This window comes from Bacillus sp. CZDM1, from assembly GCF_055502545.1.
This window is the reverse complement of record NZ_JBUESO010000025.1, coordinates 1-26,464: the sequence shown is the minus strand read 5'-3', so window position 1 is coordinate 26,464 and position 26,464 is coordinate 1. Positions and strand designations below refer to the sequence as shown.

At 38.3% G+C, this 26,464-nt stretch carries 26 protein-coding genes, 1 tRNA gene, 1 pseudogene, 2 riboswitches and 1 other annotated feature; of the genes and pseudogenes, 17 read left to right on the top strand and 11 right to left on the bottom strand.

Annotated features, from left to right (window positions below; all coding sequences use genetic code 11):
* Positions 1–11 precede the first annotated feature (11 nt).
* Positions 12–755: an amino acid ABC transporter permease gene (locus tag ACY3XC_RS27880; protein ID WP_464871432.1), complete on the top strand. Its 744-nt coding sequence runs from the start codon at positions 12–14 to the stop codon at positions 753–755.
* 22 nt (positions 756–777) lie between these two features.
* Entirely contained in the window at positions 778–1,512 is a 735-nt protein-coding gene (locus ACY3XC_RS27875; protein WP_218781329.1) for an amino acid ABC transporter ATP-binding protein, read from the top strand.
* Between the two features lie 82 nt (positions 1,513–1,594).
* On the opposite strand, the gene ACY3XC_RS27870 is transcribed toward ACY3XC_RS27875, so the two are convergent.
* Positions 1,595–2,794 carry a phosphoglycerate dehydrogenase gene (locus ACY3XC_RS27870; protein ID WP_464871431.1) on the bottom strand — a complete coding sequence of 400 codons (1,200 nt, stop codon included), beginning with the start codon at positions 2,792–2,794 and terminating at the stop codon, positions 1,595–1,597.
* Positions 2,795–2,852: 58 nt separating this feature from the next.
* Positions 2,853–2,931: riboswitch (ZMP/ZTP riboswitch) on the bottom strand.
* 191 nt (positions 2,932–3,122) lie between these two features.
* Positions 3,123–3,204: riboswitch (glycine riboswitch) on the top strand.
* 192 nt (positions 3,205–3,396) lie between these two features.
* Here ACY3XC_RS27870 and ACY3XC_RS27865 point away from each other — a divergent pair.
* Both ACY3XC_RS27865 and ACY3XC_RS27860 read left to right on the top strand, forming a co-directional pair.
* The gene (locus tag ACY3XC_RS27865) at positions 3,397–4,761 is read left to right on the top strand and encodes an amino acid permease (protein ID WP_464871430.1); all 1,365 of its coding nucleotides are present in this window, start codon (positions 3,397–3,399) and stop codon (positions 4,759–4,761) included.
* Between the two features lie 216 nt (positions 4,762–4,977).
* Complete coding sequence (locus tag ACY3XC_RS27860) at positions 4,978–5,967, top strand: ornithine cyclodeaminase family protein (protein WP_464871429.1); 990 nt, start codon at positions 4,978–4,980, stop codon at positions 5,965–5,967.
* A gap of 117 nt (positions 5,968–6,084) precedes the next feature.
* On the opposite strand, the gene ACY3XC_RS27855 is transcribed toward ACY3XC_RS27860, so the two are convergent.
* From ACY3XC_RS27855 to ACY3XC_RS27820, 8 genes are all read right to left on the bottom strand, one after another.
* Entirely contained in the window at positions 6,085–6,897 is an 813-nt protein-coding gene (locus ACY3XC_RS27855) for a YitT family protein (protein ID WP_179161073.1), read from the bottom strand.
* A gap of 56 nt (positions 6,898–6,953) precedes the next feature.
* Positions 6,954–7,202 (bottom strand) — a binding site (T-box leader).
* A gap of 216 nt (positions 7,203–7,418) precedes the next feature.
* Entirely contained in the window at positions 7,419–8,342 is a 924-nt protein-coding gene (locus tag ACY3XC_RS27850; protein ID WP_464871435.1) for an NAD(P)H-dependent flavin oxidoreductase, read from the bottom strand.
* 150 nt (positions 8,343–8,492) lie between these two features.
* Complete coding sequence (locus ACY3XC_RS27845; protein ID WP_464871428.1) at positions 8,493–9,431, bottom strand: COX15/CtaA family protein; 939 nt, start codon at positions 9,429–9,431, stop codon at positions 8,493–8,495.
* 393 nt (positions 9,432–9,824) lie between these two features.
* The gene (locus ACY3XC_RS27840) at positions 9,825–10,673 is read right to left on the bottom strand and encodes a formate/nitrite transporter family protein (RefSeq protein WP_464871427.1); all 849 of its coding nucleotides are present in this window, start codon (positions 10,671–10,673) and stop codon (positions 9,825–9,827) included.
* A 114-nt stretch (positions 10,674–10,787) separates the two neighbouring features.
* The gene (locus ACY3XC_RS27835; RefSeq protein ID WP_464871426.1) at positions 10,788–11,345 is read right to left on the bottom strand and encodes a hypothetical protein; all 558 of its coding nucleotides are present in this window, start codon (positions 11,343–11,345) and stop codon (positions 10,788–10,790) included.
* Positions 11,346–11,357: 12 nt separating this feature from the next.
* Positions 11,358–11,969, bottom strand: coding sequence for an SCO family protein (locus ACY3XC_RS27830; protein ID WP_464871425.1), 612 nt, complete (start codon positions 11,967–11,969; stop codon positions 11,358–11,360).
* Complete coding sequence (locus tag ACY3XC_RS27825; protein WP_464871424.1) at positions 11,962–13,449, bottom strand: cbb3-type cytochrome c oxidase subunit I; 1,488 nt, start codon at positions 13,447–13,449, stop codon at positions 11,962–11,964. Before ACY3XC_RS27825 ends, ACY3XC_RS27830 begins: the two co-directional genes overlap by 8 nt.
* A gap of 21 nt (positions 13,450–13,470) precedes the next feature.
* Positions 13,471–13,989 carry a cupredoxin domain-containing protein gene (locus ACY3XC_RS27820; protein ID WP_464871423.1) on the bottom strand — a complete coding sequence of 173 codons (519 nt, stop codon included), beginning with the start codon at positions 13,987–13,989 and terminating at the stop codon, positions 13,471–13,473.
* Between the two features lie 840 nt (positions 13,990–14,829).
* Between ACY3XC_RS27820 and ACY3XC_RS27815 the strand changes: the two genes are divergently transcribed.
* Positions 14,830–15,351: a hypothetical protein gene (locus tag ACY3XC_RS27815; RefSeq protein WP_464871422.1), complete on the top strand. Its 522-nt coding sequence runs from the start codon at positions 14,830–14,832 to the stop codon at positions 15,349–15,351.
* 222 nt (positions 15,352–15,573) lie between these two features.
* Complete coding sequence (locus ACY3XC_RS27810) at positions 15,574–15,762, top strand: hypothetical protein (protein ID WP_464871421.1); 189 nt, start codon at positions 15,574–15,576, stop codon at positions 15,760–15,762.
* A 66-nt stretch (positions 15,763–15,828) separates the two neighbouring features.
* Here ACY3XC_RS27810 and ACY3XC_RS27805 read toward each other — a convergent pair whose 3' ends face one another.
* Complete coding sequence (locus ACY3XC_RS27805; RefSeq protein ID WP_464871420.1) at positions 15,829–16,089, bottom strand: hypothetical protein; 261 nt, start codon at positions 16,087–16,089, stop codon at positions 15,829–15,831.
* Positions 16,090–16,373: 284 nt separating this feature from the next.
* On the opposite strand from ACY3XC_RS27805, the pseudogene ACY3XC_RS27800 reads away from it, so the two are divergent.
* The 7 genes and pseudogenes from ACY3XC_RS27800 to ACY3XC_RS27770 form a co-directional block, all read left to right on the top strand.
* Positions 16,374–16,580 (top strand): annotated as a pseudogene (locus ACY3XC_RS27800) (alpha/beta hydrolase); the annotation flags it as partial.
* 153 nt (positions 16,581–16,733) lie between these two features.
* Positions 16,734–18,797, top strand: coding sequence for a sigma-70 family RNA polymerase sigma factor (locus tag ACY3XC_RS27795; protein WP_464871419.1), 2,064 nt, complete (start codon positions 16,734–16,736; stop codon positions 18,795–18,797).
* Between the two features lie 81 nt (positions 18,798–18,878).
* Positions 18,879–20,027, top strand: coding sequence for an acyl-CoA dehydrogenase family protein (locus ACY3XC_RS27790; protein WP_464871418.1), 1,149 nt, complete (start codon positions 18,879–18,881; stop codon positions 20,025–20,027).
* Positions 20,028–20,145: 118 nt separating this feature from the next.
* Positions 20,146–20,355, top strand: a complete 210-nt coding sequence (locus tag ACY3XC_RS27785; RefSeq protein ID WP_179161085.1) for a hypothetical protein — start codon at positions 20,146–20,148, stop codon at positions 20,353–20,355.
* A 261-nt stretch (positions 20,356–20,616) separates the two neighbouring features.
* Entirely contained in the window at positions 20,617–20,817 is a 201-nt protein-coding gene (locus ACY3XC_RS27780) for a cold-shock protein (RefSeq protein WP_066052309.1), read from the top strand.
* Between the two features lie 439 nt (positions 20,818–21,256).
* Positions 21,257–21,592 (top strand): DUF1904 family protein, encoded by a 336-nt coding sequence (locus ACY3XC_RS27775; RefSeq protein WP_464871417.1) that lies wholly within the window; start codon positions 21,257–21,259, stop codon positions 21,590–21,592.
* A 280-nt stretch (positions 21,593–21,872) separates the two neighbouring features.
* Positions 21,873–21,946, top strand: a tRNA-Gly gene (locus ACY3XC_RS27770).
* Between the two features lie 86 nt (positions 21,947–22,032).
* On the opposite strand, the gene ACY3XC_RS27765 is transcribed toward ACY3XC_RS27770, so the two are convergent.
* Positions 22,033–22,704: a B3/B4 domain-containing protein gene (locus tag ACY3XC_RS27765; RefSeq protein WP_464871416.1), complete on the bottom strand. Its 672-nt coding sequence runs from the start codon at positions 22,702–22,704 to the stop codon at positions 22,033–22,035.
* A gap of 107 nt (positions 22,705–22,811) precedes the next feature.
* On the opposite strand from ACY3XC_RS27765, the gene queG reads away from it, so the two are divergent.
* The 4 genes from queG to nfsA all read left to right on the top strand — a co-directional run bounded on the left by queG (position 22,812) and on the right by nfsA (position 26,236).
* Entirely contained in the window at positions 22,812–23,945 is a 1,134-nt protein-coding gene (gene queG, locus ACY3XC_RS27760) for a tRNA epoxyqueuosine(34) reductase QueG (protein ID WP_464871415.1), read from the top strand.
* Positions 23,946–24,032: 87 nt separating this feature from the next.
* Positions 24,033–24,899 (top strand): amidase domain-containing protein, encoded by an 867-nt coding sequence (locus tag ACY3XC_RS27755; protein ID WP_464871414.1) that lies wholly within the window; start codon positions 24,033–24,035, stop codon positions 24,897–24,899.
* A gap of 66 nt (positions 24,900–24,965) precedes the next feature.
* Positions 24,966–25,439, top strand: coding sequence for a tRNA (uridine(34)/cytosine(34)/5-carboxymethylaminomethyluridine(34)-2'-O)-methyltransferase TrmL (trmL, locus tag ACY3XC_RS27750; RefSeq protein WP_464871413.1), 474 nt, complete (start codon positions 24,966–24,968; stop codon positions 25,437–25,439).
* Between the two features lie 47 nt (positions 25,440–25,486).
* Entirely contained in the window at positions 25,487–26,236 is a 750-nt protein-coding gene (gene nfsA / locus ACY3XC_RS27745) for an oxygen-insensitive NADPH nitroreductase (protein ID WP_464871412.1), read from the top strand.
* The last annotated feature ends 228 nt before the right edge of the window (positions 26,237–26,464 follow it).

Below are 26,464 nucleotides of genomic sequence, written 5' to 3'. Positions count from 1 at the left end.
GAGGATAAAAGATGAGTCTTGAGTGGGTCATTAAAATAATTGCAGAAAACTGGCCTATGTTCCTTCGTGGCGCTGGTTTAACACTATTGATCTCTCTTATAGGGACAATTATTGGGGCAATTATTGGATTAGCGGCAGGGGTAATCCGAACCATCCCAATGCCTGAACGTGGGGCAAAGAAAGCTTTGTTAAATGTAATTAACGCAATTCTATCAATCTATATTGAATTCTTCCGTGGAACACCGATGATTGTACAAGCGATGGTTATTTATTATGGTTCTGCGTTAGCATTTGGTATCGATATGAATGTTTTTGTTGCAGCGATTATTGTTGTATCAATTAATACGGGAGCCTATATGGCTGAAATTGTACGTGGTGGGATTGTTTCGGTCGATAAAGGACAGTTCGAAGCAGCTCATGCTATCGGAATGACTCATTTCCAAACGATGTGGAATGTAGTATTGCCACAGGTTGTTCGAAATATTCTACCGGCAACAGGGAATCAATTTGTTATTAATATTAAAGATACGTCCGTTCTGAATGTTATATCCGTTACAGAATTATATTTTGTTACAAAATCGATTTCGGGTAATAACTTTAGATATTTCGAATCATTTTTCGTAGCATGTATGATTTATTTTGTGATGACCTTTATTGTAACAAGAATATTGCTATACCTTGAAAAGAGATTAGATGGTGCTGACAACTATACGATGATTGGAAACGACACACAAGGAGAAGTAAATCAAAAATAATGGGAGAAGGAGGAGAGAGAATATGGAAAAGATTATTGATATTCAACATTTAAACAAATCCTTTGGAACACATGAAGTATTAAAAGACATTAATTTTTCGGTGAATAAAGGAGAAGTTGTCTCCATCATCGGATCCTCAGGATCTGGTAAATCAACTCTTCTTCGCTGTATTAATCTATTAGAAAAACCAAGCGGCGGACAAATTATCTATCATGGCGAAAATATTTTAGATGAAAAGCATGATGTAGCGGATTACCGGAAGCATTTAGGCATGGTGTTCCAACAATTTAACTTATTTAATAATCATAATGTTCTAAATAACTGTGTGGTAGGACAAATAAAAGTATTAAAACGCTCCAAAGAGGAAGCAGAAGTAGTAGCGATGAAGTACTTGAAGGTTGTTGGAATGGACAAATATATCAACGCGAAGCCAAAGCAGCTATCCGGCGGCCAAAAGCAGCGCGTGGCGATTGCAAGAGCACTTTCCATGGAACCAGATGTAATGCTGTTTGATGAACCAACATCCGCACTTGATCCAGAAATGGTAGGAGAAGTTCTAAAAGTCATGAAGGAACTCGCAGAATCAGGTCTGACAATGTTAATCGTAACGCACGAAATGGAATTTGCAAGAGAAGTATCAGATCGCGCTGTATTTATGGATAAGGGAGTTATTGCGGAGGAAGGAAGTCCAGAGCAAATTTTCAATAATCCAACACAAGACCGTACTAGGGAATTCCTAAAACGTACTTTAAAATAATTACCTTGATTGAGGCATAAGAAATGGAGCCAGTTTGAAACTTGGCTCCATTTCTTATGGAAACTTAATTCCTATTTTATGTTTAAATAATACGAGCGGTTACCATGCCAGAAATTTGATTGATTTTTTCCTCTAATGCCGGAATAACATCACCATTTACTTTATTATCAATGTCAATCATAGTATACGCGTATTCCCCTCGGCTTCGGTTAACCATATCCGCAATGTTTAAATGGTAACTTGATACAGCGGACGTGATCTGTCCGACCATGTTTGGAACATTGTGGTGAAATGCCACTACTCGTTGCTTTCCTGTATAAGGTAGGGAAGTATTTGGGAAATTCACTGAGTTTTTGATGTTTCCAGTTTCTAAAAATTCCTTCACCTGACGGGCTGCCATTATAGCACAATTTTCCTCGGATTCTAATGAAGAGGCACCTAAGTGCGGAATCGGGACAGTATTTTTCATTTTAAGCACATTTTCATTCGGGAAATCTGTAATATATCTTCCAACTTTCCCGCTTTCAAGAGCTGTTGCCATATCATTTTCATTCACAAGCTCACCACGTGAGAAGTTTAAAATATGAACACCCTGCTTCATTATGCTAAATGTTGCACTGTTAAACATTTCTTTTGTATCCTCGGTAAACGGTACGTGTACAGTAATATAATCAGATTCTGAGAACAACTGTTCAATTGTGATTGCCCGCTGTACATTCCGTGACAAATTCCAAGCTGTATCGACAGAGATAAATGGGTCAAATCCAATCACATCCATATCTAAATCAAGCGCATCATTCGCTACAAGTGCACCAATTGCTCCCAAACCAATGACACCTAACGTTTTTCCTTTAATTTCTTTTCCGACAAACTGTTTTTTTCCTGCTTCCACTAGCTTTGGAATTTGGTCACCTTCACCATCTAATGCCTTTGCCCAAGCAATACCGGCAAAAAGGTTTCGTGAAGAAGATATTAATGAGGTTAGCACCATTTCTTTTACGGCATTGGCATTTGCACCAGGAGTATTGAATACAACGATACCTTGCTCTGTACATTTTTCTACCGGAATATTATTCACACCTGCTCCAGCTCTTGCGATTGCCTTTAAATTATTGCCAATTTCTAATGCGTGCATATTGAAGCTGCGAACAAGGATTGCATCCGGATTTTCACTGCTGTTATCAATCTGAAAATTGCCCTTATTGAATACCTTTAGTCCAGTTTCCGCAATATTATTGAGTGTTTTGATCGTTTTTACTTTTTCTAAAGTGATAGTGCTCATAATTTCCCTCCTAATTTTTGCTTCAATAAACAGAAAGAGGTAAGGGATATAAATCCCTTACCTCTGCCCAGGCGAACGGCTGCGACACCATGTGCTCCCTCGCGGTTATCCGCGTTTCGCCAGTTACACATGGTCTTTTTTAATTTAATTTATATTATCATAATTCTCCGAAAATGGCTATCAAAACATTTTCAAGAAAACAATCACATTGATTGTTGACAAAGTATTAATCTACTATTAAAATTAAAAATTATTTAAAGATATTTTTAACTCTATTAAATAACTAAATAATTAGAAGGCTATGATTGCTATGGATCACACTATAGCAGGAGCAGCTTCTGGAGAGACCGCTGGAATTTAAGCGGCGCCGAAGGGTTCACAATCTCAGGCAAAAGGACAGAAGAGTACTGAATATTTATTTGTAATGCTGATTATCTTTAGCATGACTAATATTATTTGCTATTCTTATACCTAAGAGATTGGAGGACATCCAATCTCTTTTTTTTCGTTTGGAAAAGAAGAAAGAGCAGTCACTCATAAAGATATTGGGTGAAATCAATGCTCATTGTTTCACATTAAAGGATTTTAAGGAGGAGTTAGGTTTGGCACAGCAAGAATTAAAGAGAGAGTTAAAAAATCGGCATGTTCAACTAATCGCAATTGGCGGCACTATTGGCACTGGATTATTCTTAGGATCTGGTAAAGCGATTCAACTGGCGGGTCCGTCCATCATCTTTGCTTACTTAATTGTGGGTATCGCCGTTTTTTTTGTTATGAGGGCACTAGGAGAACTCCTGTTGTCTAAAGCAGGGTATCAATCTTTTACAGATATTGCCGAAGATTATCTTGGACCTAGGGCAGCGTTTGTAACCGGATGGACGTATTGGTTTTGTTGGATTATGGTTGCTATGGCTGATGTGATTGCAGTTGGTCTATATGTACAATATTGGTTTGATATCCCACAATGGATACCTGCCATTATCTGTTTAATCATTTTATTAGGACTGAATCTATTAACGGTAAAGCTTTTCGGAGAATTAGAGTTTTGGTTTGCTTTAATAAAAGTAATAACGATTCTCGTATTAATTGGCATTGGGGTTATTTTGCTGGTGATAGGATTCAAGACAGATGTTGGAACAGTTACGGTTCAAAACCTTTGGCAGCATGGAGGACTTTTTCCAAACGGCATTTCAGGTTTCTTACTATCTTTCCAAATGGTCGTCTTTGCCTATGTCGGTGTGGAATTAGTGGGTGTATCGGCAGCGGAAACAGCCAATCCAGAAAAAAATATCCCATCGGCAATTAATAAAATACCTGTAAGGATTCTATTCTTCTATGTTGGCGCTCTGATTATCCTATTGTGTGTGAACCCATGGACAGAGCTAAATGCTGCAGAAAGTCCTTTTGTTAAAACGTTTGGTTTAGTCGGAATTCCGGTTGCAGCAGGAATTATAAATTTTGTCGTCTTAACTTCAGCCGCTTCTGCTTGTAACAGCGGGATGTTTTCAACCAGCCGGATCCTGTTTAATTTAGGCAAAAATGACCAGGCACCAGCCAAGTTTGCAAAACTGAATAAAAATTATGTACCAAGTAATGCTTTATGGGTATCTGCACTAGTCGTATCAGTAGGCGCTCTATTGAGCAAACTGATTCCGGAACAAGCTTTTGGTATCGTGACAACGATTAGTGCAATTTGTTTTATTTGGGTTTGGGGTGTCATTCTCATTTGCCATTTACGTTACAAGAAAACACAGCCAAAATTGCAGGCTAAATCAAAATTTAAAGCACCATTCACACCATTTATTAATTATGCTGTTCTAACGTTGTTTGCTGCCATTCTCATCATTATGCTGGTTGCTGAAGAAACACGTCCTGCCTTATTGTTGACACCTTTATGGTTTATATTATTATTTACTTTGTATTCATATAGAAGAAAAACGGAAAAAAGTATTAAATTATCGGCATAGAAGCAGAGCGCTTTTCACATTGAAAGGCGCTCTTTTGCGAGAACAACAGTTGAGGTTGCGCGATTGCCTAAAGATGCAGGGTTGGAATTAGAAGCGGTCGCGAAAATGCAAATAGAGTGATAGAATTTCTTCATAGGGTAAAAGATTTGATAAATTAGAATTTAAAAGAGAATATGCTTTACTGCAATGTGTTTCTTTTTAGAAAGTAGGTATTGAATGCTTATACTGTCAGAACAACAAATTCGCTCACTTTATACGATGAAGGATGCCATTCAAGATTTGGAATCCGCCCTGGCTGATTATATAGAAGGGAAAATCCTAAATCCGCACAGGACAGTCTTAGATTTTCCAGAGAAAAAAGCGTCTGCGCTCTATATGCCGTCCGCTATCGAATCAATTGGGAAGTCTTCAGTGAAGGTAGTGACCATTTTTCCAAATAATCCTTCCGTTGGGAAACGGACAACTCAAGGGGTTATTCTATTAAGTGATACGAATAACGGAGAGCATTTAGCCTGTTTGAATGCAACTTATTTAACAAGATTAAGAACCGGTGCAGTCAGCGGTATTGCAACCAAACATTTAGCGAAGAAAAATGTAACCTCAGTTGTGGTCATTGGATGTGGTGCGATGGCAGAGGAACAGCTTCAGGCTGTTTTGGAAGTCCGCGATATCAAGTCAATTATGCTGTACAATCGGACGAAGGCAAAAGCACTGGCTTTTGCTGAAAAAATAAATGATTTGGCGCAAACGTATGCTGGGGAAATCCACATCATGGAAGATGTCAATGAGGCGGTGTCAAAGGCAGACATTGTCATCTGCAGCACCCGCTCAGAAACTCCTTTATTTTCCGGAAGTGCGTTGCAGCCAGGAACACATATAAACGGTGTTGGATCTTATTCGCCACACATGCAGGAGGTTGATGAGGAAACACTCCATCGCTGCTCAAAGATTGTCGCAGATACAATTGAAGGTGTAAAGGGAGAGGCTGGCGACTTCATTATACCGGCGAATGCCGGAAACTGGAGCTTCTCGGAATTACACGGTGAAATTGGAGAATTAACAGCCGGTCAAATTCCTGGGAGAGTAACAGATGATGAAATCACATTCTTCAAATCCGTCGGCATCGCCTACTTTGACCTAGCTGTTGCTGCTGCCGTCTATGAAAAAGCCAATCAAGCAGGGATAGGAACAAAAGTAGAAATTTAATGTGGAATATATGACAAAAGGGTGACAGGCGCCTCGTGGCAGCCATCACCCTTTTTAAAGGAGAAAGGAGTATTATCCTCTTTGGAAGATATACTCCTTATATATAACGTAACCCTCCTAATTTTTAGCAAATACACCGTCAACTTCAACCGTCTCAAATATATTTATAAATGCATTTTCATCATGTTTTCGGACAATTTTTTTTATTTGTGTCGTTTCGTAGCGTGTAACGACCATCATGATAATCTGTTTTTTCTCTTGGGAGTAACCGCCATAACCTTCCATAATTGTAATCCCTCGATAGATTGATTCCAATAATTCCTTTCGTATTAACTCACCTTTTGAAGTAACAATCTGCATGGTCAATTTAATATGATCCGTGTGAATAGTATCAATCATCTTACCGGTTAAATAGATAGACAAAAGCGTGTATAAGGCGATATTCCAACTGAAAGCAGCTCCAGAAATTAGAACGATGAGGCCGTTCATACCAGTAAGAAGAAGACCAACACTAACATTACTTGTTCGCGAAAGAATAATCGCAATGATATCTAAACCACCAGAGGTTCCGGAGGACTTTAAAATGATGCCTACACCAAGGCCTCCAATGATCCCTCCAAAAATAGTTGAGAGTAATATATTGTCCGTAACAGGATCTGTGGGCAACAGATATAAGAAAACAGAGAGTGATACAACACAAATTAGGGTATTGAGCGTAATCATTTTCCCAAGTTTATAGTAACCTAAGATCAGTAAGGGTAAATTAAGCAGCAGATTCATTAAGCCAATATCAAATGGAGTGACTAACCCAATTAAAATAGCAATACCGCTTATACCGCTGCTCAAGATTCCATAAGGAACTAGAAAGAAATTAAAGGCAAAAGCCACCACCAATGAACCTATAATCACAATTAAATTTTTCAAATCCATTAACCCCCTTGATAAAGTATAGTATTAATTTTTTTGCATAAAAAAACCCGCCCCAAAATTGGGACGAGTTTGTGCTCGCGTTACCACCCATATTCCGTAAGTTCCATAATAGAAACAATTCGGCTCTTTAGTCAACGTACTACATACGTGCTCCATCTTAACGGTGGAAATCCGTCAAAGCTTACTGATTTCAGCCTTGCATCTCGGAGATGATTTTCAGATAAGATTGTCCATCGGCTTCCACCAAACGCCGACTCTCTTCCTGAACAGATTCTTTTCTTACTCTTTCTCGTCATAGATTTTATTTATTAAAAAATAATCTATCACGAGGGAAATGGCGAGTCAATATATTTTATTAATATATTTTTAGATCGAATATTCAAACTACTAAATCTGTCCATACGTTAACCTCATTTTGATGCATCACGTTGAACTTTATCATAAGAGATGAGTCTTTATATAATAAATAGGTACCTGACCGAATGGTGTTTAAGTTATACGGTCAGGTACCTTAGTCAAAATTACATACAAGCTTTATATTCTTTCATAATGTTGTTGATGATTGTTTTAACTGGCAGGATTTCTTTGATTTCATGCACTCGTGCACCTGCAAAAACTAAACCATTCTCGCAATCACCATTCATAGATGTAATCAAAGAATCTAGCGTGCAAAAACGATAAGAACAATTTTTTAGGCAATCCATACACTTCTTAATTTTCACCTTTTTATCATCGGCAATAAGTTCAGTGAATTGGTTCTTAATCGCACGCCCCTGAAGACCAACAGTTGTTTTTACTAAAATAGTATCCTCCTGTCCACAATGAATATATTTTTCTTTAAATGATAACGGTGCATCACACTCTTCACTAGCCACGAACCTCGTTCCCATCTGTACTCCGGAGGCACCTATACTTATGGCGCGCGCAAGATCTTCTCCGGTCATGATTCCTCCAGCAGCAATAACTGGAATCTTAACTGCTGTAACAACTTCCGGCAATATATCGAATAATGGTCTTTCGGTCCCAAGGTGTCCACCGGCTTCATGGCCTTCTACAACAACGGCAGAAGCACCAAGGCGTTCTGACAACTTAGCAAGCTTTGCTGAAGACACGATTGAGATGACGGGTATGTCGGCTTCTCTGCCCCAAGCATACATATCTCTTGAAATTCCAGCACCTGAAATGATGAAATCAACCTTTTCTTCAATGGCAGCTTTCATTTTTTCAGCAAAGTCGTTCATGGCAAAAAGGACGTTTACCCCAATATAGCCGGAATCCTTCATGGCTTCTTTCGCCTTCCTTATATGTAATCTCATTTCATCGATTGTTATCCCAGTTCCTGAAATGATTCCAATTCCACCGGCGTTTGCAACAGCTGATGCGAGCCCGCTTAAGGAAATACCTACACCCATACCGCCTTGCATGATTGGTACCTTTGGCATCATATGGCCTATTTTTAATTGTGGAAAATTCAAAAAAATACCCCTTTCTAGAAGATATAATCGGAACCAGGGGGACGGTTCTGCCGGTTTTTTTGGTCGGTGTTTACCATAATTACCCCATGGTTTACCACGGTTTAGATATACTCATAATTTCTAAACATCTGTTTTGTTAGGAATGGAATCGCTAGTTATAATGCTTAGCTTCGTTTTCAAGAAGGCAGCACTGCCAACATATACCCGTGTCTCAGCTACAAAGGCGAACAAGAGGGTGCCTGCTGCAAGGTGAATCATTGCCCATGAGAGTTCAATAGACGAAATGATCGTCAGGATTCCCAATACGACTTGAATGAGAACCGTTATAGCTGAAAAAATAAGCCGATTCTGAAGTTTCCCTTCCCAGCCCTTTTTAAAAGACCAAAATACAAGAAAGAAGATGTACAATGCTGAAATGAATGCTAAGCCTCTATGAATGGTTTGTATGATTTCCGGACCTGTCATGGGTAGAAATGAATTTCCACACCGAAAAGAACCACATATCATTCCCAATGATTCATGCTTCACATATGCCCCAAATCCAAAAATCAATAGTAAAAGAACAAGGACGATATTGAAGTGTCGTTTTATCCTTTTTTGTTGGTCAGAACGATCGGACGGATACGTCTGATTGTCCGCCTTCACTTCTGCCCGCCGCCAGATCCAGATGAGACTTGCTAGAAAAATCATGGCTATAATTAAGTGACTCGCTATGATACTTGTGGGCAAATCTTTTAACACAACGATTGCACCTAAAAGCACCTGAATGATAAGCAAAACAAGCATCCAGTATCCAACTGCACGAACCGAAGGATTTACTTCAGTACGCAGAATTTTGGTGAACAGCACAAAAGAAACGATTCCTAGAATAGCCCCAATCACTCGATGTGTGAATTCAATCAACGTTTCTCCATGTAGAGCTGGAATAATTTCACCATTACATAACGGCCATTCAGGTCCACAGCCCATCCCGGACTTTGAGGAAGCCACATAGCCCCCAAAGACAATTAATAAATATGTAAGCAAAATGGTTAACAAAGCTAAGCGCTTTATTGTCACGCTCACCCCTCCTTAAAAGTAGCTTATTACGAAAACATCCCCATGTTCCGTATTACCATTTTTTCCAAAATTACCTCAGGAGAAAAAGGTAATTATGAACATTTTGTGAACTAATTTTTATAGGGATAGGAAAAAGGTTCTTGGAGTGTATAGTTGGGGGCTAATCGTGCCCGTTCAGGATGAAAAAAGAGGTTAACGGTAACGAATAGAGGCTAATCGTGCCCGTTCGGGTTGAAAAAAGAGGTTAGCGGTAACGAATAGAGGCTAATCATGCCTGTTCAGGCAGAAAAAGGAGGTTGGCGGTAACGAATAGAAGTTTTCATAAAAGAATATATTAGTGGTTAAATGTAAAAAAGAGTATATCCTCTATTTGAAGATATACTCTTTATCAATCTACGCGCCTGATTTATTAGCTACCTGGGTATTAGTAACAATGCTAGGATTGTTTTCTGTCATACTCATGTTTTTGTTGACCAAATGCAAGGCTAATCCGGTAAAGATAAAACCGCCGATAAAGTTTCCAATGGTTACCGGGATTTGATTCCAAACCCACCAGTCGGCAATCGTGATATCTGCCCCCATGAGGATCGCGGTTGGCAAAACAAACATATTTACCACGGCATGCTCAAAGCCGTGCGCGAAAAATATAAATACCGGAAGCCACATGGCAGCGATTTTTCCGATAACAGAGTTGGAAACAAAGGCCATAAAGGCGCCTAAGGTAACCATCCAGTTACATAAGATTGCTTTTGTTACGGACAGGATCATTCCATCACTGCCTAGGCTTTTATAGGCGATTGTTTTTCCTTCCGCTACGGCAATGATTTTTTCAATCATGGCTCCTTCCGTCACATGCCCAAGCTTCGTTACAGTAATATAAAATAAGATTCCATAAAATAAACTGCCCAATAGATTTCCAATAAATGCCCAAAAGAAGTTATAAAACACGTTCTTACTAGAAATTAATCCCCTTAACCTCGCAAGTGGCAGCATTGCAAAATTTCCCGTCACCAGTTCAAGTCCTAACAGTAAAATAAGGACAAATCCAACTGGAAATACAAAAGCACCGACAATTCCCAGTTTTGTTTCCGTCGCAGCCGTAAAGGCAAGGGTTGTTGCAAATCCTAAATATGCACCAGCCAGCCCTCCCTTTATTAATAACTCTTTAATAGATAGGGACGATTTATAGGCACCTGTTAATGCAACATCCTCCACCAACTTCCCAGGTTTAACATAGTCCAAGCAGATCACTCCATTTATGTTTGTAAGTAAGCCGAGATCATTAACAGAGACCGCTCCGATTCAGAAATTTAAAAGAATGTTAGGGTAGCGGCGATGTTTAAAAGATAAGGGCTACTAGCTATTTTTTATTCCGATGAAAAAGAATTTGCAAAAAAATGAGATTAGTAAAAATGCAGAAATGAGCATAAATGAATTTCCCAATTGGAACTGCTGCTCTGTTAAATAATTATTGCAGAGACGGATCGGTGAATTAGCGTAAAACCACCCCATTACGAAAGACATCGAAATCACATTCGCCCAAACAAACCCTTTGACCGTTAAATGAAGACTTCTCCAGCTTAAGGCAAGTGGAAAACCAATCAATAAAGGGATAGTTATAAACTTTATCGTTTCAAAAAGGGCACTATTCAGAGCCGCATCGATCGACCGCGGCAGGATCCAATAAATGTTAGCAAAAAAAACAATTAGTAACCCAGGAATACCATAATGATTGTACCTGAACAAAAGGGAGGACATACGCTTTCTTAGTCCGATTCCAAGAATATAGCCAGCCAAAGCTAGCAAAGGAATTTGGATAAGCATTTGTCCAATCATCGATTCTTCTAAACCATGTCTTATTGGCGGTATACTTAAAACCAAAACCATTCCCAAGCTTATAAACATTCTTTTCATTCGGATTCTCCTTTAAAAAGAAAGGATTTGTTTAAGTTCATTAACAACTTGATTGGGAGAATCATAATCAAATATTTTAATTAATTGACCCTCAGGATTAATTAAATAAAAGGCGGCATTATGTTCAAACTCATTCTTAACTGGGATAACAATGACACCGGATTGCTCTAATAATAAATCTAACTCCTGTTGATCGGGAACACGGACCATTCTCCAATTGATGCCATCAGCTTGATACATTTCTTGGTGATGTTCTAAGTGATGGGGAGTATCTCTTCTCGTGTCGAAGCTAATACTTAACAGCTGTAGTTGTTCACCTAAAATGTTCTGAGGCAGCTGGGAATAAATGCGTTGAAAGTTCATTTCCACTACCGGACATACATCTCCGCAGCTTGTGTAAATATAAGTAGCTAAAATGTATTTTCCACGAAAATCAGCAAAGGTAAAGGTTTGGCTCATACTATCCTCAAGCGTTACATTTGGAACGGTGGGTGTATGGGATAATACATCTATCCTTCGGGCTTGTTCGGCAGTAAAAGCTTGAAAATGATCGGTGCTGTAAAATAACCCCCCCGTCCCAAGTATGATAATTCCAATCATCATAGTAATACTTTTCTTATACATGTGTAGAAGACCCCATATCATCTGTTTTCGTCTTATTCGAACCAATATTACTGGAATAGTTTATAAATCGAACGAGAAACAGAAGGAAGGTTACGGTTACACCTATTCCAAACCATGCAGCAACTACATCTGCAGGAATCCATTCCGGGAAATGCTCAGCCCAGCGCCTAGGGGCACTAGACTTTCCAGAGAATAAGAAGGATCCCGTTAATCCAAGGAACGCAAGTATATAGAGCCATAAGGTTAGATAGTCTAGCTTATTATCGATTCGTCCGCCTTCCATTCTTGTCAGATAATACATGAATCCTAAAATCATCGCACATGCGCCTAAGCCCATGTACATATGAAAATGTCCAGGGACCCATTTCGTATTGTGCATCACATGATTAATAACGATTGTTGCATCGATAATGGCCGGGACAACGCCTATGACCCAGCCAAACATGGAGAGGTATAGAAAGCTTGAGGCAACGTCCCACTTAATCCCAGAACGGTAGACAATCATCAATGCTCCAAATGCCGTTACCACTAAAACAGGCAGTCCATTCATATAGGAAAGCACTTGGCCCATGACTATCATCCACTTCGGCATAACAAAGTCCATGAGCAAATGGTGAGGGTAAACAATCAAGGTAAATAGTGTGGACATATTCCAAGCGAGTAAAAAGATTTTATTGGACTTCCATGGACGCCCCGTGTATCTCGGAAGTAATTCATAGACCACGATGACCCCCATGTAAATAGTCGAATTGGCAAAAACATGTCCAAAGGCATACGTTAAGTTTTTCGCAAGTAGCGGATCAATGGTAAAACTCGGTACAAAGACGTTTATCAAGCTCATAGAAAGGATGGCAGCGCCAGTAATTAAGGCAATAATATCGACAATGCAAACCATTGTACTCGCTACAACTGTAGGAGGAGGACCGAAGCCTTTTTCTTTCCCAAGTATTTGCGGCCACCCTAGCGCTGTTGCTAGGCTTCCATATTGCTTAATGATCGCGCGGGCTGCTTCTAAAAGAAGGATCAAAAATCCAGTTCCGATCACAAGCATTCCGCCAAGATATAGCGCAGCAGCTGTTTTCCCCCACATTCCTCCAGAGAGGGCAGGAAGGGGGTATAGAAATGTCCAGGCACCTGCAAAGTCATAAGCAAATATTCCCACTAACACCATGGCCACGCCGACTAGAAATAAGAAAACATTCAAACGAAAAACCGCTGTATTAAGAGGAACATACTGTTTAAGAAAATACCAAATGATACAAGACCCAGCTAAAGCAGAAACTCCAATCATTCCAGTACCATGAATCGTCATTATTTTATAGAACATGCCTGGATTCAGTTCAATCAGTTTTCCTTGTCCAAGAAGCATTACGACGCCAAAAATCATCATTAATAGTAAGATAGAACCGCTAAAGCTCAGTGGAAAAACAACGGCCCTTTTCGTTTTAGAATCTATTGCTACATGTAACGTATTCGTCATCAGAATTCCCCCAATATTCCATTAGTTCGTAACGGTAATCTCACGTTTCATAAGATGATGGGCCATTCCGCAATACTCCATACACAGAATGGTGTAGGTTCCGGGCTTAGTGAATTTATAATACACAGTGTTTGTGTATTCAGGCATCGCTTGGGTTTGAGCAACAATATTCAATTGGTCGTCATATAAACCGAAACCATGATTCACATCTTTACTGGTTACATGAAAAGCAACATAATCCCCAACCTTCAAAGTGTCTAAAGATACATCAAATCCGAACTGTAATGCTGTTACCTGAACATCGACAGGAGTTTCTTCTGCCTCAGCCCTTTCGAAGGGAAGATCCTGAAGGGTAAAATAAGTGGCTGCCAACATCACTGCAAATACAACGACAAACCAGACACTTCGAATAAAATACCCCTTTTTTTGAACTTCTCCATAATCGACTCTTTTTCCTGACTTCAACAATACGGTGGCAAAGATAAGAATGATAAAAACACAAAAAAGTAAAGTGATCATCCAGGATGCCTGTTGATACATAAACCAAACCCCCTTGTTAGAATTCAAATTTATGACTTAACAAGTATGAGAAAAAAAGACTCCCCTTTACATTAAGAGAAAATAAAAATCTTTACCGTTAAATAAATCACGTTTTTGCGGAAAATTCTGAAAATAATAAAGCTAATAATCTAGTAAAAAATAAAGGGTATATTCATAGGAATCGAGTAAGAGCAGAAATCTAACCTTGGATTTTGAACTGGGGAACACTAGTGATTTCAACGGATAACTGTTCAGCTAACCTGTCTGATATATGATCCTCAATTAAATTACTGTTAATCCACTAATAAAAAATCACTTTATGTATAAAATACTGTACATATAAGTACAGAAGGTGGCTAACATGAAAACATTGTGGCTTTTTCTACTATTAGCAATTTTTTCTATAATTTCCTTGTATATTTTGATAAAAAAAAAGAACGTCACTAGCGTCTTGGTCTATTATTTTTTATCTAATATTCTTATTACAAATACAGGTGTAATCATTAACTTAAATTTAAAATTAACAAAGCAAGATCCCTCAAGCGAATTAATTTTATGGACACAAAAAATTCCTGAGTTAACACTTAAGCCAGCCTTACTTTTGTGGTTAATTTATATGTTGTTTTCTAGCAAGTCAATTTTCACTAAACTTATTCAGCTCTTCATATTCTTAACCGCACTTATTTCTATTGAAATCTATTTCGTTCAAATTGAATATTTGGAATGGGTAAATTGGAATGTATTTTATTCATGTTTGAGATACAGTCTAATTATTTTATTATTGGCTATTTATTTCTTTTATTTTGAAAAACTTATTAATAGAGACAAGGTGAAGACTAAATGATTTTACCTCTTCCTAAGCAATTTGATGCAAATGAAATATTTATTATTATATCCACAGTTTTATCTTGGGCTGTAATGTTTAAATTACGTAGACATTTATCTGCCGTAACCATCAATATTATTTGGATATTTAATGTCTTTCTGGCTTTATTGGCAGATATAACCATTAGTGTAAAACCATATGACTTTTACTATACGATCGATCATAAATCGCATGAATTATTTGATGTATTATTGCATTTTGCAACATACCCTACTCTTTCTTACTTTGTAGTAAACTTCTATCAACATAATAAACCCAAGGGTTTAAAGCTTCTTTTTTATATTATTTTTTGGGCAGGGGTAGCTATCGCTCTAGAATGGATTTCGGTGAAATTTCATGTTTTTACATATACGGGATGGAAATTGTATTTATCCTTTTTCACTTATTTGGTTGTATTTGCTGCTAACATTTGGCTTTCAAACTTTATTGAAAAGAGACACCCTTATAAAGCAACCTCAACTAGTAGATTCAATTAAATCATTATTTTAGGAAATAAATGGCCTTTCTTTGTGAAATCTGGCTAAAAAACTTAGAATCTCAATGGTCTAGCACGGAATTCTACATCAACTACTGGTAACATTTGATTTTAATCAGTTTATTTTATAACTACAAAACACTCACAAATGTTGATAAATCGTTATTCGTGAGTGTTTTTTTACATGGCGAAATGAGTTGCATTACCAGGTCTGTCGAAGAGAATGGTTCAGGAAATTACAAGTGGAACCTATCCTTCGATATTTCTAAAAATCCATAAAAGTCAAGGTGATAATCGGAAAATACGATCGAGCGATAATCACAAGCATACCTATCTTCAAATTATCATGAAAGAAATGGGCGTAGGAGAAGAAAATGAACCTGAACCCTTGATTGCGATTTTGTCACTATGAGGACCAAATACCTCCAAACTACTATCTTGGTAGACAGATATAGCATAGAGGAGCCTAAAACATTAATTAGACTTGCTTTTTTATTTGTTCTTGCAAAATTTTTATTTGCTGTTGCATTTGTTCTAGTTGTTGCATTTGTTGTTGCTGTAATTCTTGTTGTTGTTTTTCTATTTGTGCTTGGATTGTACTATTTTTATCTTGTTCAAATGCCATAGCTTGCCCTATAAGACCTAATGTATCTCCTGTCACAGTAAACCATTGTCCAATTAATTGTAGAATACTAGCCAGATTATTGTCATTCCCGCCATTCCCATTATATGAATTCACTTTATCCCCTTCTTTTTTGTAACTGTTTTTATGTTATGCGAACAGGGCTTGGATGGCATCAAAAAAACTATTGCGTACCATAGTAACAACCGTTATTGAAATGGTTTAAATGTGGACTATTATTGTAGTACAAAGCACATTCCTCCTATAAAGGTAGTTATCGACAATATACGTTAGATACCTATTTATGAGCATGTCTTCTAGAATGAATGGAATCCCAAAATAATTCAATTAACAACTTAGATAAAACCATTACAGAAAAGTGGAATTTAAAATTTACATATACTATCGTAACAAAACTCGAAATACCAACCAATTTTGTTATGGGAAAATACGACTATATGACCTCGTCTAATGCAGCGAAAAATTTTTTTGATAAGATTGAAGCCAATCAAAAAGAATTTATTTCTTTTGAACAATCAGCTGATTTTCCGCAATTTGAAGAGAAAGAAAAATTTTACAAATGGATGGCAGATACATTTATAAATTGATTTCATAAGAAGGGACATCTTTTATAAGAGATGTTCCTTCTTTATATGAAATTAATAAGAGGAAATAAAAGTAAATTGTCGAATAAGGCATATAGAACCTTATTGAGGAGACGTTAAAAGGTTTGAAGAGAATGTAAAGGGGGGAACACGTTTATGATTCCAGCAAAAATAGATCCCACATCCATCACTGCGATAGGAATAAAAAGCGTGGAATCCATCGTTGATTGGTTCGATCAGAATAAACAATCGTTCTATACACTCGGTTGGTCCTATCTTGGCAATCAACAGCAAATGGAAGAGCTTTTTTACCAGGTCATTCTAATAGTCCACAAGGAATTCCCTCGATTTAAAAGAGAAACATCATTCGAATCGTGGGTCACATCCATCTTCATACATATATGCCGGGATCTTTCTGCTGATAGAAGTTTACTAAATAGAGTGGAAGGGGAAACTCGTCAGGATATATTTAAAGCTCTTGATCAATTAAAAGAGGATGAGAAAGATGCGATGGTCCTAACATATGTAAAAGGAATCTCTAAGGAAGAAGGTGCACATCTTCTCCAAGTTTCAGTAGAAAAGATGAAAGAGCTTTTGTTTTCCGGAATTCAGTCACTTAGAAAAGGGATGGGGGAAGGATCTAACTATAATGGCTGTAAAGAGTATCAAAAGGATTACATCGATTACTTAGAAAGAACCTTGGATCGTCCGAAAAAGATTGATTTAGAGAAACATATTTATCATTGCCCTGATTGTCAGGCAGATTTGGCTACTTTTCAGGATGTCATGTTAACCCTGGTAAATCTTACTGATAGAATGGAAGATTTGCATATGCCATCGGGATTCATGGAGAACATTAAAGATAGACTGGCAGAAAAGGAAAAGCATAGACAACAGAAGAACAAGAAACGTCTAAGAAAAGGACTTGTATTTGCAGGTATATTCGCAATATTACTAGGAATAGAATTTTTTACAGGTGCGTTTTCCAAATCCTACTATACATGGACAGAAGAAGATCAGGAATTGCGTGCCTTTCTTCAACAGGACCTGGGTGAAAGTCTGAACCTTGAAGCCGAAAGTAATGGGGTGAAAATCAGGATCAAGAGTGCGATTGCGGATGAAGTTCAGACGCTTGTTTTTTACGAAATAGAAGATACAGAAGAAGACAATCAATATTTCATGGATGTTTATGAGGGGGTTTTTGTGGAGAACGATTATGAAATCATGAACACTTCTGCATATCCAAGGTACTATCCTCCTGTCCTTGAAGGTGATGTAAATATTGAAGAAAAGAACGTGTATCAAGGGAAGATAGGTCTGCAGCCACTCACAGAGGATAACGGGACAATCAAACTAAAGATCACAAAGCTTCTGAAATTGGTTCGTGATACCTCTGACCAGAATGGTTTTGTGGCTGGGGGCATGGTAAGTGAAACAGGGGAGTGGAACTTCGAGATCCCTGTAACAAAACAGCCTTCCGTCGAATATGCCTTGGATGAAGAAACGATAGTTGAAGGAATCCCGGTTCGATTTGATAAACTAACCATTGCACCTACTGCGACGGTTTTGCAATTTGGTGTTAATATTGAACAGCGAGAGAAGCGGTTAGACGTTATTAATTTTAATAATTTAGAAGTGAACCATAAAAAAGTGAAAGCGGATAGGTATAGCAGCTCTTTTTTAGAAGGATCCTATGAGGCAAATTGGATTCCAATGCAAACACACTTTGAGTCACTTTTTGGAGAAAAGCCAAAAGAGATTAATGTTCAATTCGAATCGATTTATTTTACTATTGAAGACCCACAAACCATCGAATTGGATGCTTCACATGAATATCCTCAAACCTTTGAATATGCAGGCAGTACAATGTCTATCGACAAGGTAGAAGTTGGACAGCCGACGAAAGTTGTCATAAGTAATCATGAGAATCGGACATATGAATATCTTAACTTCCAAGTTGTGGGTGAGGATGTAAGTGAAATTGTTTCATTGGAGATGGATTCTGAAGGAGTGCTCGTTGATAAAAACGGGGTGGAATACAATATGAATGAACCTATATCCTATGAAAAAATTGAGCAGCCCCGTCATTTCATAACAGTAATTAGCGCGAAGTTACGCCATAATAATCCTGAAGAAAAAGTTATTCCTAAAAAGCTGGAGATTTATGGATATAATGCAATGAAATATCTAGATGATGTTGTGAAAATTTCGTTGGAATAAAAATTTTTTCTATTATTCACATCTTAGTATAAAAATTTAGAAATAGAGAACGAAAGAAAAGTAGGAAGGAAAGTGGGGATTATGGATTTTCAATTATCAGAGGATATTAAAGTTTTAAAACAAAGTATTCGAGATTTTATTGATAGTGAAGTAGAACCGCTTGCAATGGAAATTGAAGAAAAAGATGAAATTCCTGAAAAAATTATGAAAATGTCTAAGGAAATGGGCTTGTTTGGATTAAGCATCCCGGAAGAATACGGCGGTACGGGAATTGGAATGGTTGGCAAGTGTGCGATTTACGAGGAATTAGGCAGAACACATAATGGGTATACCACCGTCATCGGTGCCCATACAGGGATCGGTTCTGTTGGGATCGTAGAGATGGGAAATGAAGAACAAAAGCGAAAATATTTGCCCTCAATGGCAAGAGGGGAAATGATCGGTGCCTTTGCTTTGACAGAACCTAGTGCAGGCTCACATGCAACGAACCTCAAAACAACGGCGGTAAGAAAAGGAGATAAATTTATCTTAAATGGAAGTAAACATTACATTACAAATGCTCCTATCGCGGATGTCTTTACGGTTATGGCCGTAACAGATCCATCGAAGGGGGCAAAGGGAATTACCTCCTTTATCGTAGAGAAAGATTTTCCTGGGTTCACAGTAGGGAAAAATGAAAAGAAAATGGGTCTTCACGGATCCCATTCTGCAGAAATTTTCTTTGAAGATTGTGAAGTTCCTGTAGAAAATGTGCTTGGTCAAGAGGGACAAGGGTATGTCAACGCTTTGAAAATTCTTGCCAATGGCCGTGCGGGGCTTGCTGCAAGAAACCTAGGTTCTTCGGATAAGCTTTTAGAGATGTCTATTCAACATGCAAATACAAGAATTCAGTTTGGTAAACCGATTTTTGAACAACAAATTATTCAACATTATTTGGCTGACATGGCTCTTGATATAGAAGCATTAAGAAGCATGACCTACAGAGTTGCATGGATGGTAGACCAGGAGATGAAGGTCATTAAGGAAGCGGCCATGGTAAAACTTCTCGGTTCCGAGGTTTATAATCGTGTCGCGGATAAAGCTGTGCAGATTCACGGAGGAATTGGTTATATTGCTGAGTTCCCTGTGGAACGTTTTTATCGGGATGCTAGAATAACCAAGATTTATGAAGGAACCTCTGAAATCCAAAAGAATATTATTGCTGCTCAGTTAAAACGGGAATATCTCTAGATTTAAAACAAATAAAAAGTATAAGGATGGATTTAACCAAGGTTATAAAGTAATATAGATATTTGAACGGATGCCAAAAAAGCCTCCGCATTGCGATAAAATATGGAGGGGTAAGAGAATGAATAAACGATGGACAATTGGAAAAATTAAGGAATTCGTTGAAAACAATTCGGAGAGTAAGTTGCTAACGACGGAATATCACGGCTTTTCTCAAAAGTTACTATTTAAATGTGCATGTGGCAGCAACTTTGAAAAAACATTAACAAAATTTAAAAATAATAACCAACGTAAATGTGATGTGTGCCAACCGCCAAAAGCGGCACGATAGCGATAGCGAATAAACGATGTGCTGATTTCTATTTAAGAGAAGTTGGCACTATTTTTATTATATTAAAGTGTGAAAGTTCATAGCTGGTAAAAATGGATGTCCATGTCTTCTTGCAAATACTTTTGAAAAATGTTAAGCTTTAGAAGAATTATTTTTGTTCGGTGTAAAGGATAGTATAAGATTAACTTTTCGTCTTGATGATCACTGAGTGCAAGGATAGTAACACATTGTGTGCAAAGCACACAGCAGGAGGAAACAAAAATGGAACAAGGTAAAGTAAAATGGTTTAACGCAGAAAAAGGTTTCGGATTTATCGAGCGTGAAGCAGGAGAAGACGTATTCGTTCATTTCTCAGCTATCCAAGGCGAAGGTTTCAAATCTTTAGACGAAGGTCAAGCAGTTACTTTTGACGTTGAGCAAGGTCAACGTGGAGCTCAAGCTGCTAACGTGCGTAAAGCTTAATAATAAGAACAAACTAACAGGCTCTTTATAGAGTCTGTTTTTTTATTTCCTATTTTAAACACATGGAAGTAATTTGGATATTAGATAAATTTATGTCAATATGGAATATGATTAGTACTTTCAAAATTTAGGCTGTGTTAAAGCTGAATGCTGATTTTACTGTGTTTGGAAAATAAGCGGAGAATTTCCGTTTAAATTGGGAAATCCCCATATTTCCTTCATAATAAGCGGAAGTTTTTCCGTTTATGGTATCCAAATCATTGGATTTTGTCTTATTTAAAGCAGTTAACCGGAATATTTCCGCTTATATAGGCTGCTTAAGGTTCCTTTATCTACAATAGCCGGAAATTCTCCGCCTATGAATGATCAACCCTGCACGAAAATCAACAATGAAAAATAACACAGCCAAAATTTAATTAATAGCTCTTGGAGGATTTGTATGCCACATATAATCATTAGAGGAGTTTCAGTAGATCAGGTAAAAACAATTAGTTCTTCATTAGTACTAGGATTGGCGGGTTTATGTGAATGTGGAATTGACAATTTTACCTTAGAAATTGTCCAATCAACCTATGTGTTTGATGGCGAAGAAGTGCAAGGATACCCATTGATTGAAGTTAAATGGTTCGAACGCGGTCAGGAGATTCAAGACCAATTTGCGAGCATTATAACCAAACATATTCAATCACTCGGAATTCCAGAGGTAGAAGTCGCTTTCAGCACATTCCTGGAGTCCGCTTATTATCTAAACGGGAAGAGTTTTGCCTCCTCGTGACGTTAAGGATTATCAAAAAAAGTGCCTGGCACCATCCATAAAATTGGAGGGTGCCAGGCACTTTTCTGGAATCCTTCATAATCAAAAAGGCTGAAAATATTAATTAAAGGTATTTATACTGTTACCCTGGCATATCATTATCAAAAAAGACCAAATTGGATATTATTGTTTAATGATTTTTTTCGACAAAAAACGCAAAATTCTCTTGACGATTGGGAAATAACTTTGTATTATAATAAATGTGTTTAAGTTCTTTAACTTTTGTTAATAATTATTTTGTGCGGGTGTAGTTTAGTGGTAAAACCTCAGCCTTCCAAGCTGATGTTGTGAGTTCGATTCTCATCACCCGCTCCATACATATTACCAAACGCAGTGTATCGTTACTTGAGAACGATGCATTGCGTTTTTTTATATTTTTGCTACTTAAAAAGGAGGCGTTGTTAGTCGCCCCCTACTATGTAATAGCTTGCATCACCGCCATGAATTTGTGTGAACATCTTCATCAACGACTCTGTCAGCCTTTCCGCATTATTCACCGCTGTTGAAGGCTGTAAATAGATGATCTGCAGCGCATTTTTGGTTGCTTCCGTTACCGGTGCTCTATTGGAATCTACAAAAGGACTGCCAAAAGGTCCAAGCTTATCTGCTGAGACGATAAGGTTTTCTAACGAATTCATGCGGCGATTAAGGCCTAAATATTCTTCCCAAGCCTCAGCGACCTTAATTGTGATAGGACCCTCTAGTTGATTGCTGTCATAAATACCAATTGGCACCTGATATTGCAAGGAGAAAAAGTTATTGATATCAATGGCACTTTGGACTGTGGTGAGATAATTCTGTTTCTCAACTCTACGGTATAGAGCCTCTACAGAAGGGCGATACCGGTTAGGGTCTTTGCCAAAAGTTTTAAAAATACTGCGCCATTCCTGAATTCCAGGCAGCTCTGTTAGGTTTTTATATTCTAAATCAAAGTAAATCGATTCTTGAAAAAGCTGCAGTCTTCCTTTTACCATTTGTGGGGAATCGCCTACGGTAATATCTTTATATTCAATAACTCCTAGCTTAAATTTAGGAATCTGGCTGATTATTTCTGACGAAAGCTGAATTTCCAATGATTCCACCTCCAAAATTTCATAAAAATAGTTTATCATAATGAGATATGGAACGAGAAATTAGCGGCTTACCTATACATTATTTTTAGAAGAAGGGAGGTTTCGAATTGAATATTGATCAATTGAAGGAGGAAGTCATTGCGTATAGTAAAACAATCGGCATTGATAAGATTGGTTTTACCACGGCAGACCCTTTTACTGAGTTAAAAAATAGACTGATTCGCCAGCAGGAGCTTGGGTATCAATCAGGCTTTGAAGAGCCTGATATTGAAAAACGGGTGACCCCAGCCATGCTTCTGCCAGAACCACGGTCGATCATTTCCATTGCGCTTGCCTATCCTTCAAAAATGAAGGTTCGGGTTGTAGGGAAAAAAGGCGAACGGAGAGGCTTTTTTTCCCGGGCATCATGGGGATTAGATTATCATCATATTTTACGAGACCGGTTAAAAAAGCTGGAGGCGTTTATTTTAGCAAAAGTACCAGAGGCCCGACTCAAATCAATGGTCGATACAGGGGAGCTTTCTGACCGTGCGGTTGCCGTGAGGGCTGGGATTGGCTGGAGCGGTAAAAATTGTGCGGTCATGACCCCGGAGTTTGGCTCCTATGTCTATCTAGGCGAAATGATTACCAGCATTCCTTTTGAAGCTGATACACCAATGGAGGATCAATGCGGTTCTTGTACAGCTTGTATCGAAGCCTGCCCGACTGGAGCGTTGATACAGGGCGGACAAATTAATGCTCAGCGCTGCGTGGCCTTTTTAACACAGACAAAAACTGTGATTCCTGAAGAATTTATAGATAAGATTGGTAACCGGGTGTATGGATGTGATTCCTGTCAAACGTCCTGCCCAGTCAATAAAGGGAAGGATTTTCACTTCCATGAGGAAATGGAGGCTGACCCCGAGTTAGCCAAGCCACTCCTCCGACCAATGTTAAAAATGAGCAATCGTGAATTTAAAAACAGATTTGGTCCCGTAGCGGGATCGTGGAGAGGCAAAAAGCCGATTCAGCGCAATGCCATCATCGCGCTGGCTCATTTCAAGGACGAAAGTGCCGTTCCAGATTTACTAGATGTGTTAGAAAATGAAACCAGTACTGTTCTAAAGGAAACAGCGGCATGGGCTCTAGGGAAAATTGGCAGTCCGGAAGCGGTTGAGGCACTGGGAAAAGCAGCAGAAAAGGAAGACGATTTAGAAGTGAAGAGTGCGATTGAAAAAAGTTTACTAAAACTTAAGAACTAAATGAGCGAGGACATACAGTCTTTGCTCATTTTTTTTGATTAAATTTCCCTTCTGCACATATGTATGAAACAGAAGGGGGAGATCAAGGTGGATCAATCACTCCAAGAATTGTTTGAAGGACGAGTCGAACAATTTGTTTCAAAGAGTAAGAGGCAGCCGGGGAATTATGAAAAGGCCGAACAAAAGCTGGAGTCTTTTGCTAAACGGTCCGCAGATATCGTTAAGGTGAAGGCTCGGGGGAACATCCTTAATCAATCCGTTGATGGAGATTTTCAAACCACGATTTATCAGGTTCATTACCAATACCTGATTAGACAAAAAGGAACGCTATATCAAGAGGAAGAAATCGAAGTACGAATGTGCAAGTTCTTTAAAAATGATTTGATTATGGATAAAGAAATAAACCCCTATGCGAAGCAGTATGAGTTGGAAATCGCAGCAGAGGATGAACAGGTGGAACGGATAAGTTATCAGTATAATCGCTTAAAAGCAGTTCAATATGCGGAACGCTGGTGGAATAGCTACAATCCCGCCTATAAGACGTTTGAGAACAACTGTACGAATTATATCTCGCAATGTCTTCACGCTGGCGGGGCGCCGATGAGGGGCTATCCGAACAAAGGAACAGGCTGGTGGGTCCGAAGTAATAATTGGAGTTACAGCTGGACAGTGGCCCATTCCTTACGATTGTATTTGGCTAATTCGAAGAGTGGCTTACGGGCAAAAGAAGTCAGCAGCCCAGATCAACTGTTATTGGGGGATGTTATCTGCTACGATTTCGAAGGGGACGGCCGTTATAATCATAACACAATGGTCACAGCTAAGGATGCCTATGGAATGCCGCTTGTTAATGCCAATACGTACAATAGCCGTATGAGATACTGGGCCTATGAAGATTCATCTGCCTACACACCAAATATTAAATATAAATTTTTCACGATTGTCGATGGGTGATAAAATTTGTTTGGCAGGTTGATAATGGTATAATGTTAAAAGAGTTTTTTTTATGAGGTGAGATTCTTGGCAATACATGTCGTACTATATCAGCCGCAAATACCTTCAAACACAGGAAACATCGCAAGAACCTGTGCTGGAACCGATACATCCTTACATTTGATCCGTCCATTAGGGTTCTCAACAGATGATAAAATGTTAAAAAGAGCGGGATTGGATTATTGGGAGTTTGTAAACATTGTTTATTATGATTCACTAGATGATTTTTATCAGAAAAATGAAGGCGGAGAGTTTTTCTATATTACTAAATTTGGTGAAAAGCCCTATAGTTCCTTCGATTATAGCAATTCCGATAAAGATTACTTTTTCATTTTTGGCCGTGAAACGACCGGACTTCCAAAAGACGTGATTGAAAATAATAAGGATGTCAGCCTGAGGATTCCGATGAATGAAAATATTCGTTCCTTGAATTTATCCAATACCGCTGCGATTCTAATCTATGAAGCATTAAGGCAGCAAGACTATCGTCAATTAAAATAGGGGCCAATATAGGCCTCTTTTTGCTAAACACAGAAAGGGAGTACGTTATGAATGAAGTCATTACTACTATATTAAATCATCGATCAATCCGTCATTTTAAGGACGAGCAGTTAAGTGATGAACAAATTAAAACCATTCTTGCTTGTGCACAAGCTGCGTCTACATCTAGCTTTATCCAGGCATATTCGATTATTGGCATAAAGGATAAGGAAAAAAAGCGGAAGCTTGCGGAGATAGCAGGAAACCAGGAATACGTTGCGGAAAATGGCCATCTATTTGTGTTTTGCGCCGATTTGAGCCGACATGAATTGATTGGAGAAATGGAAGGGAAAGATGTACTCGCATCGATTGAAAGTACAGAGAAATTTATGGTGGCGCTCATCGATGCGACGCTGGCAGCTCAAAATGCAGCAATCGCTGCGGAATCAATGGGACTCGGAATTTGTTACATAGGTGGAATTCGCAATAAGCTTGAGGATGTAAAAGAATTATTAAAAACTCCAGACAGGGTCATCCCGCTCTTTGGCATGACGGTCGGCTATCCAGAGAAAATAAATGACCAAAAGCCAAGACTGCCTTTTGAGCATATCTATCATGAAGAAGAATATGAACAGGACCAAGACATTTATTTACGGCAGCTGCAAGATTATAATCAAGTAATCTCCAACTATTATGTAGAGAGGACAAGTGGAAAAAGGAAGGATACCTGGACTGAGCAGATGGCAAACATGCTTGAAAAACAAACACGGATGTATATGAAGGAATTTGTTCAAAAAAATAAGATGGATTTGAGATAAAAACGTGTAGGTTTTGCAGAAAAGTGTACAGTTTCTACGGAAAAGCGTACAGGTTCTACAAAAAAGTGTACAGGTTCTACGGAAAAGCGTACAGGTTCTATAAAAAGGTGTATAGGTTTTGCAGAAAAGTGTACAGTTCCTACGGAAAAGCGATTAAGTCCGTATAATTGTGTAAAAAGAAAAGGGGTCATTTTTATCCTACTTGGCTACAATGTTTAACAACGACGA

Bases quoted from the DNA above. Each gene is read 5' to 3' on its own strand.
- ACY3XC_RS27880 (WP_464871432.1), top strand. From the start codon at position 12: ATGAGTCTTGAGTGGGTCATTAAAATAATTGCAGAAAACTGGCCTATG.
- ACY3XC_RS27875 (WP_218781329.1), top strand. From the start codon at position 778: ATGGAAAAGATTATTGATATTCAACATTTAAACAAATCCTTTGGAACA.
- ACY3XC_RS27870 (WP_464871431.1), bottom strand. From the start codon at position 2,794: ATGAGCACTATCACTTTAGAAAAAGTAAAAACGATCAAAACACTCAAT.
- ACY3XC_RS27860 (WP_464871429.1), top strand. From the start codon at position 4,978: ATGCTTATACTGTCAGAACAACAAATTCGCTCACTTTATACGATGAAG.
- ACY3XC_RS27855 (WP_179161073.1), bottom strand. From the start codon at position 6,897: ATGGATTTGAAAAATTTAATTGTGATTATAGGTTCATTGGTGGTGGCT.
- ACY3XC_RS27850 (WP_464871435.1), bottom strand. From the start codon at position 8,342: ATGATGCCAAAGGTACCAATCATGCAAGGCGGTATGGGTGTAGGTATT.
- ACY3XC_RS27835 (WP_464871426.1), bottom strand. From the start codon at position 11,345: ATGAAAAGAATGTTTATAAGCTTGGGAATGGTTTTGGTTTTAAGTATA.
- ACY3XC_RS27830 (WP_464871425.1), bottom strand. From the start codon at position 11,969: ATGTATAAGAAAAGTATTACTATGATGATTGGAATTATCATACTTGGG.
- ACY3XC_RS27825 (WP_464871424.1), bottom strand. From the start codon at position 13,449: ATGACGAATACGTTACATGTAGCAATAGATTCTAAAACGAAAAGGGCC.
- ACY3XC_RS27820 (WP_464871423.1), bottom strand. From the start codon at position 13,989: ATGTATCAACAGGCATCCTGGATGATCACTTTACTTTTTTGTGTTTTT.
- ACY3XC_RS27815 (WP_464871422.1), top strand. From the start codon at position 14,830: ATGATTTTACCTCTTCCTAAGCAATTTGATGCAAATGAAATATTTATT.
- ACY3XC_RS27810 (WP_464871421.1), top strand. From the start codon at position 15,574: ATGGTTCAGGAAATTACAAGTGGAACCTATCCTTCGATATTTCTAAAA.
- ACY3XC_RS27795 (WP_464871419.1), top strand. From the start codon at position 16,734: ATGATTCCAGCAAAAATAGATCCCACATCCATCACTGCGATAGGAATA.
- ACY3XC_RS27790 (WP_464871418.1), top strand. From the start codon at position 18,879: ATGGATTTTCAATTATCAGAGGATATTAAAGTTTTAAAACAAAGTATT.
- ACY3XC_RS27785 (WP_179161085.1), top strand. From the start codon at position 20,146: ATGAATAAACGATGGACAATTGGAAAAATTAAGGAATTCGTTGAAAAC.
- ACY3XC_RS27780 (WP_066052309.1), top strand. From the start codon at position 20,617: ATGGAACAAGGTAAAGTAAAATGGTTTAACGCAGAAAAAGGTTTCGGA.
- ACY3XC_RS27775 (WP_464871417.1), top strand. From the start codon at position 21,257: ATGCCACATATAATCATTAGAGGAGTTTCAGTAGATCAGGTAAAAACA.
- nfsA (WP_464871412.1), top strand. From the start codon at position 25,487: ATGAATGAAGTCATTACTACTATATTAAATCATCGATCAATCCGTCAT.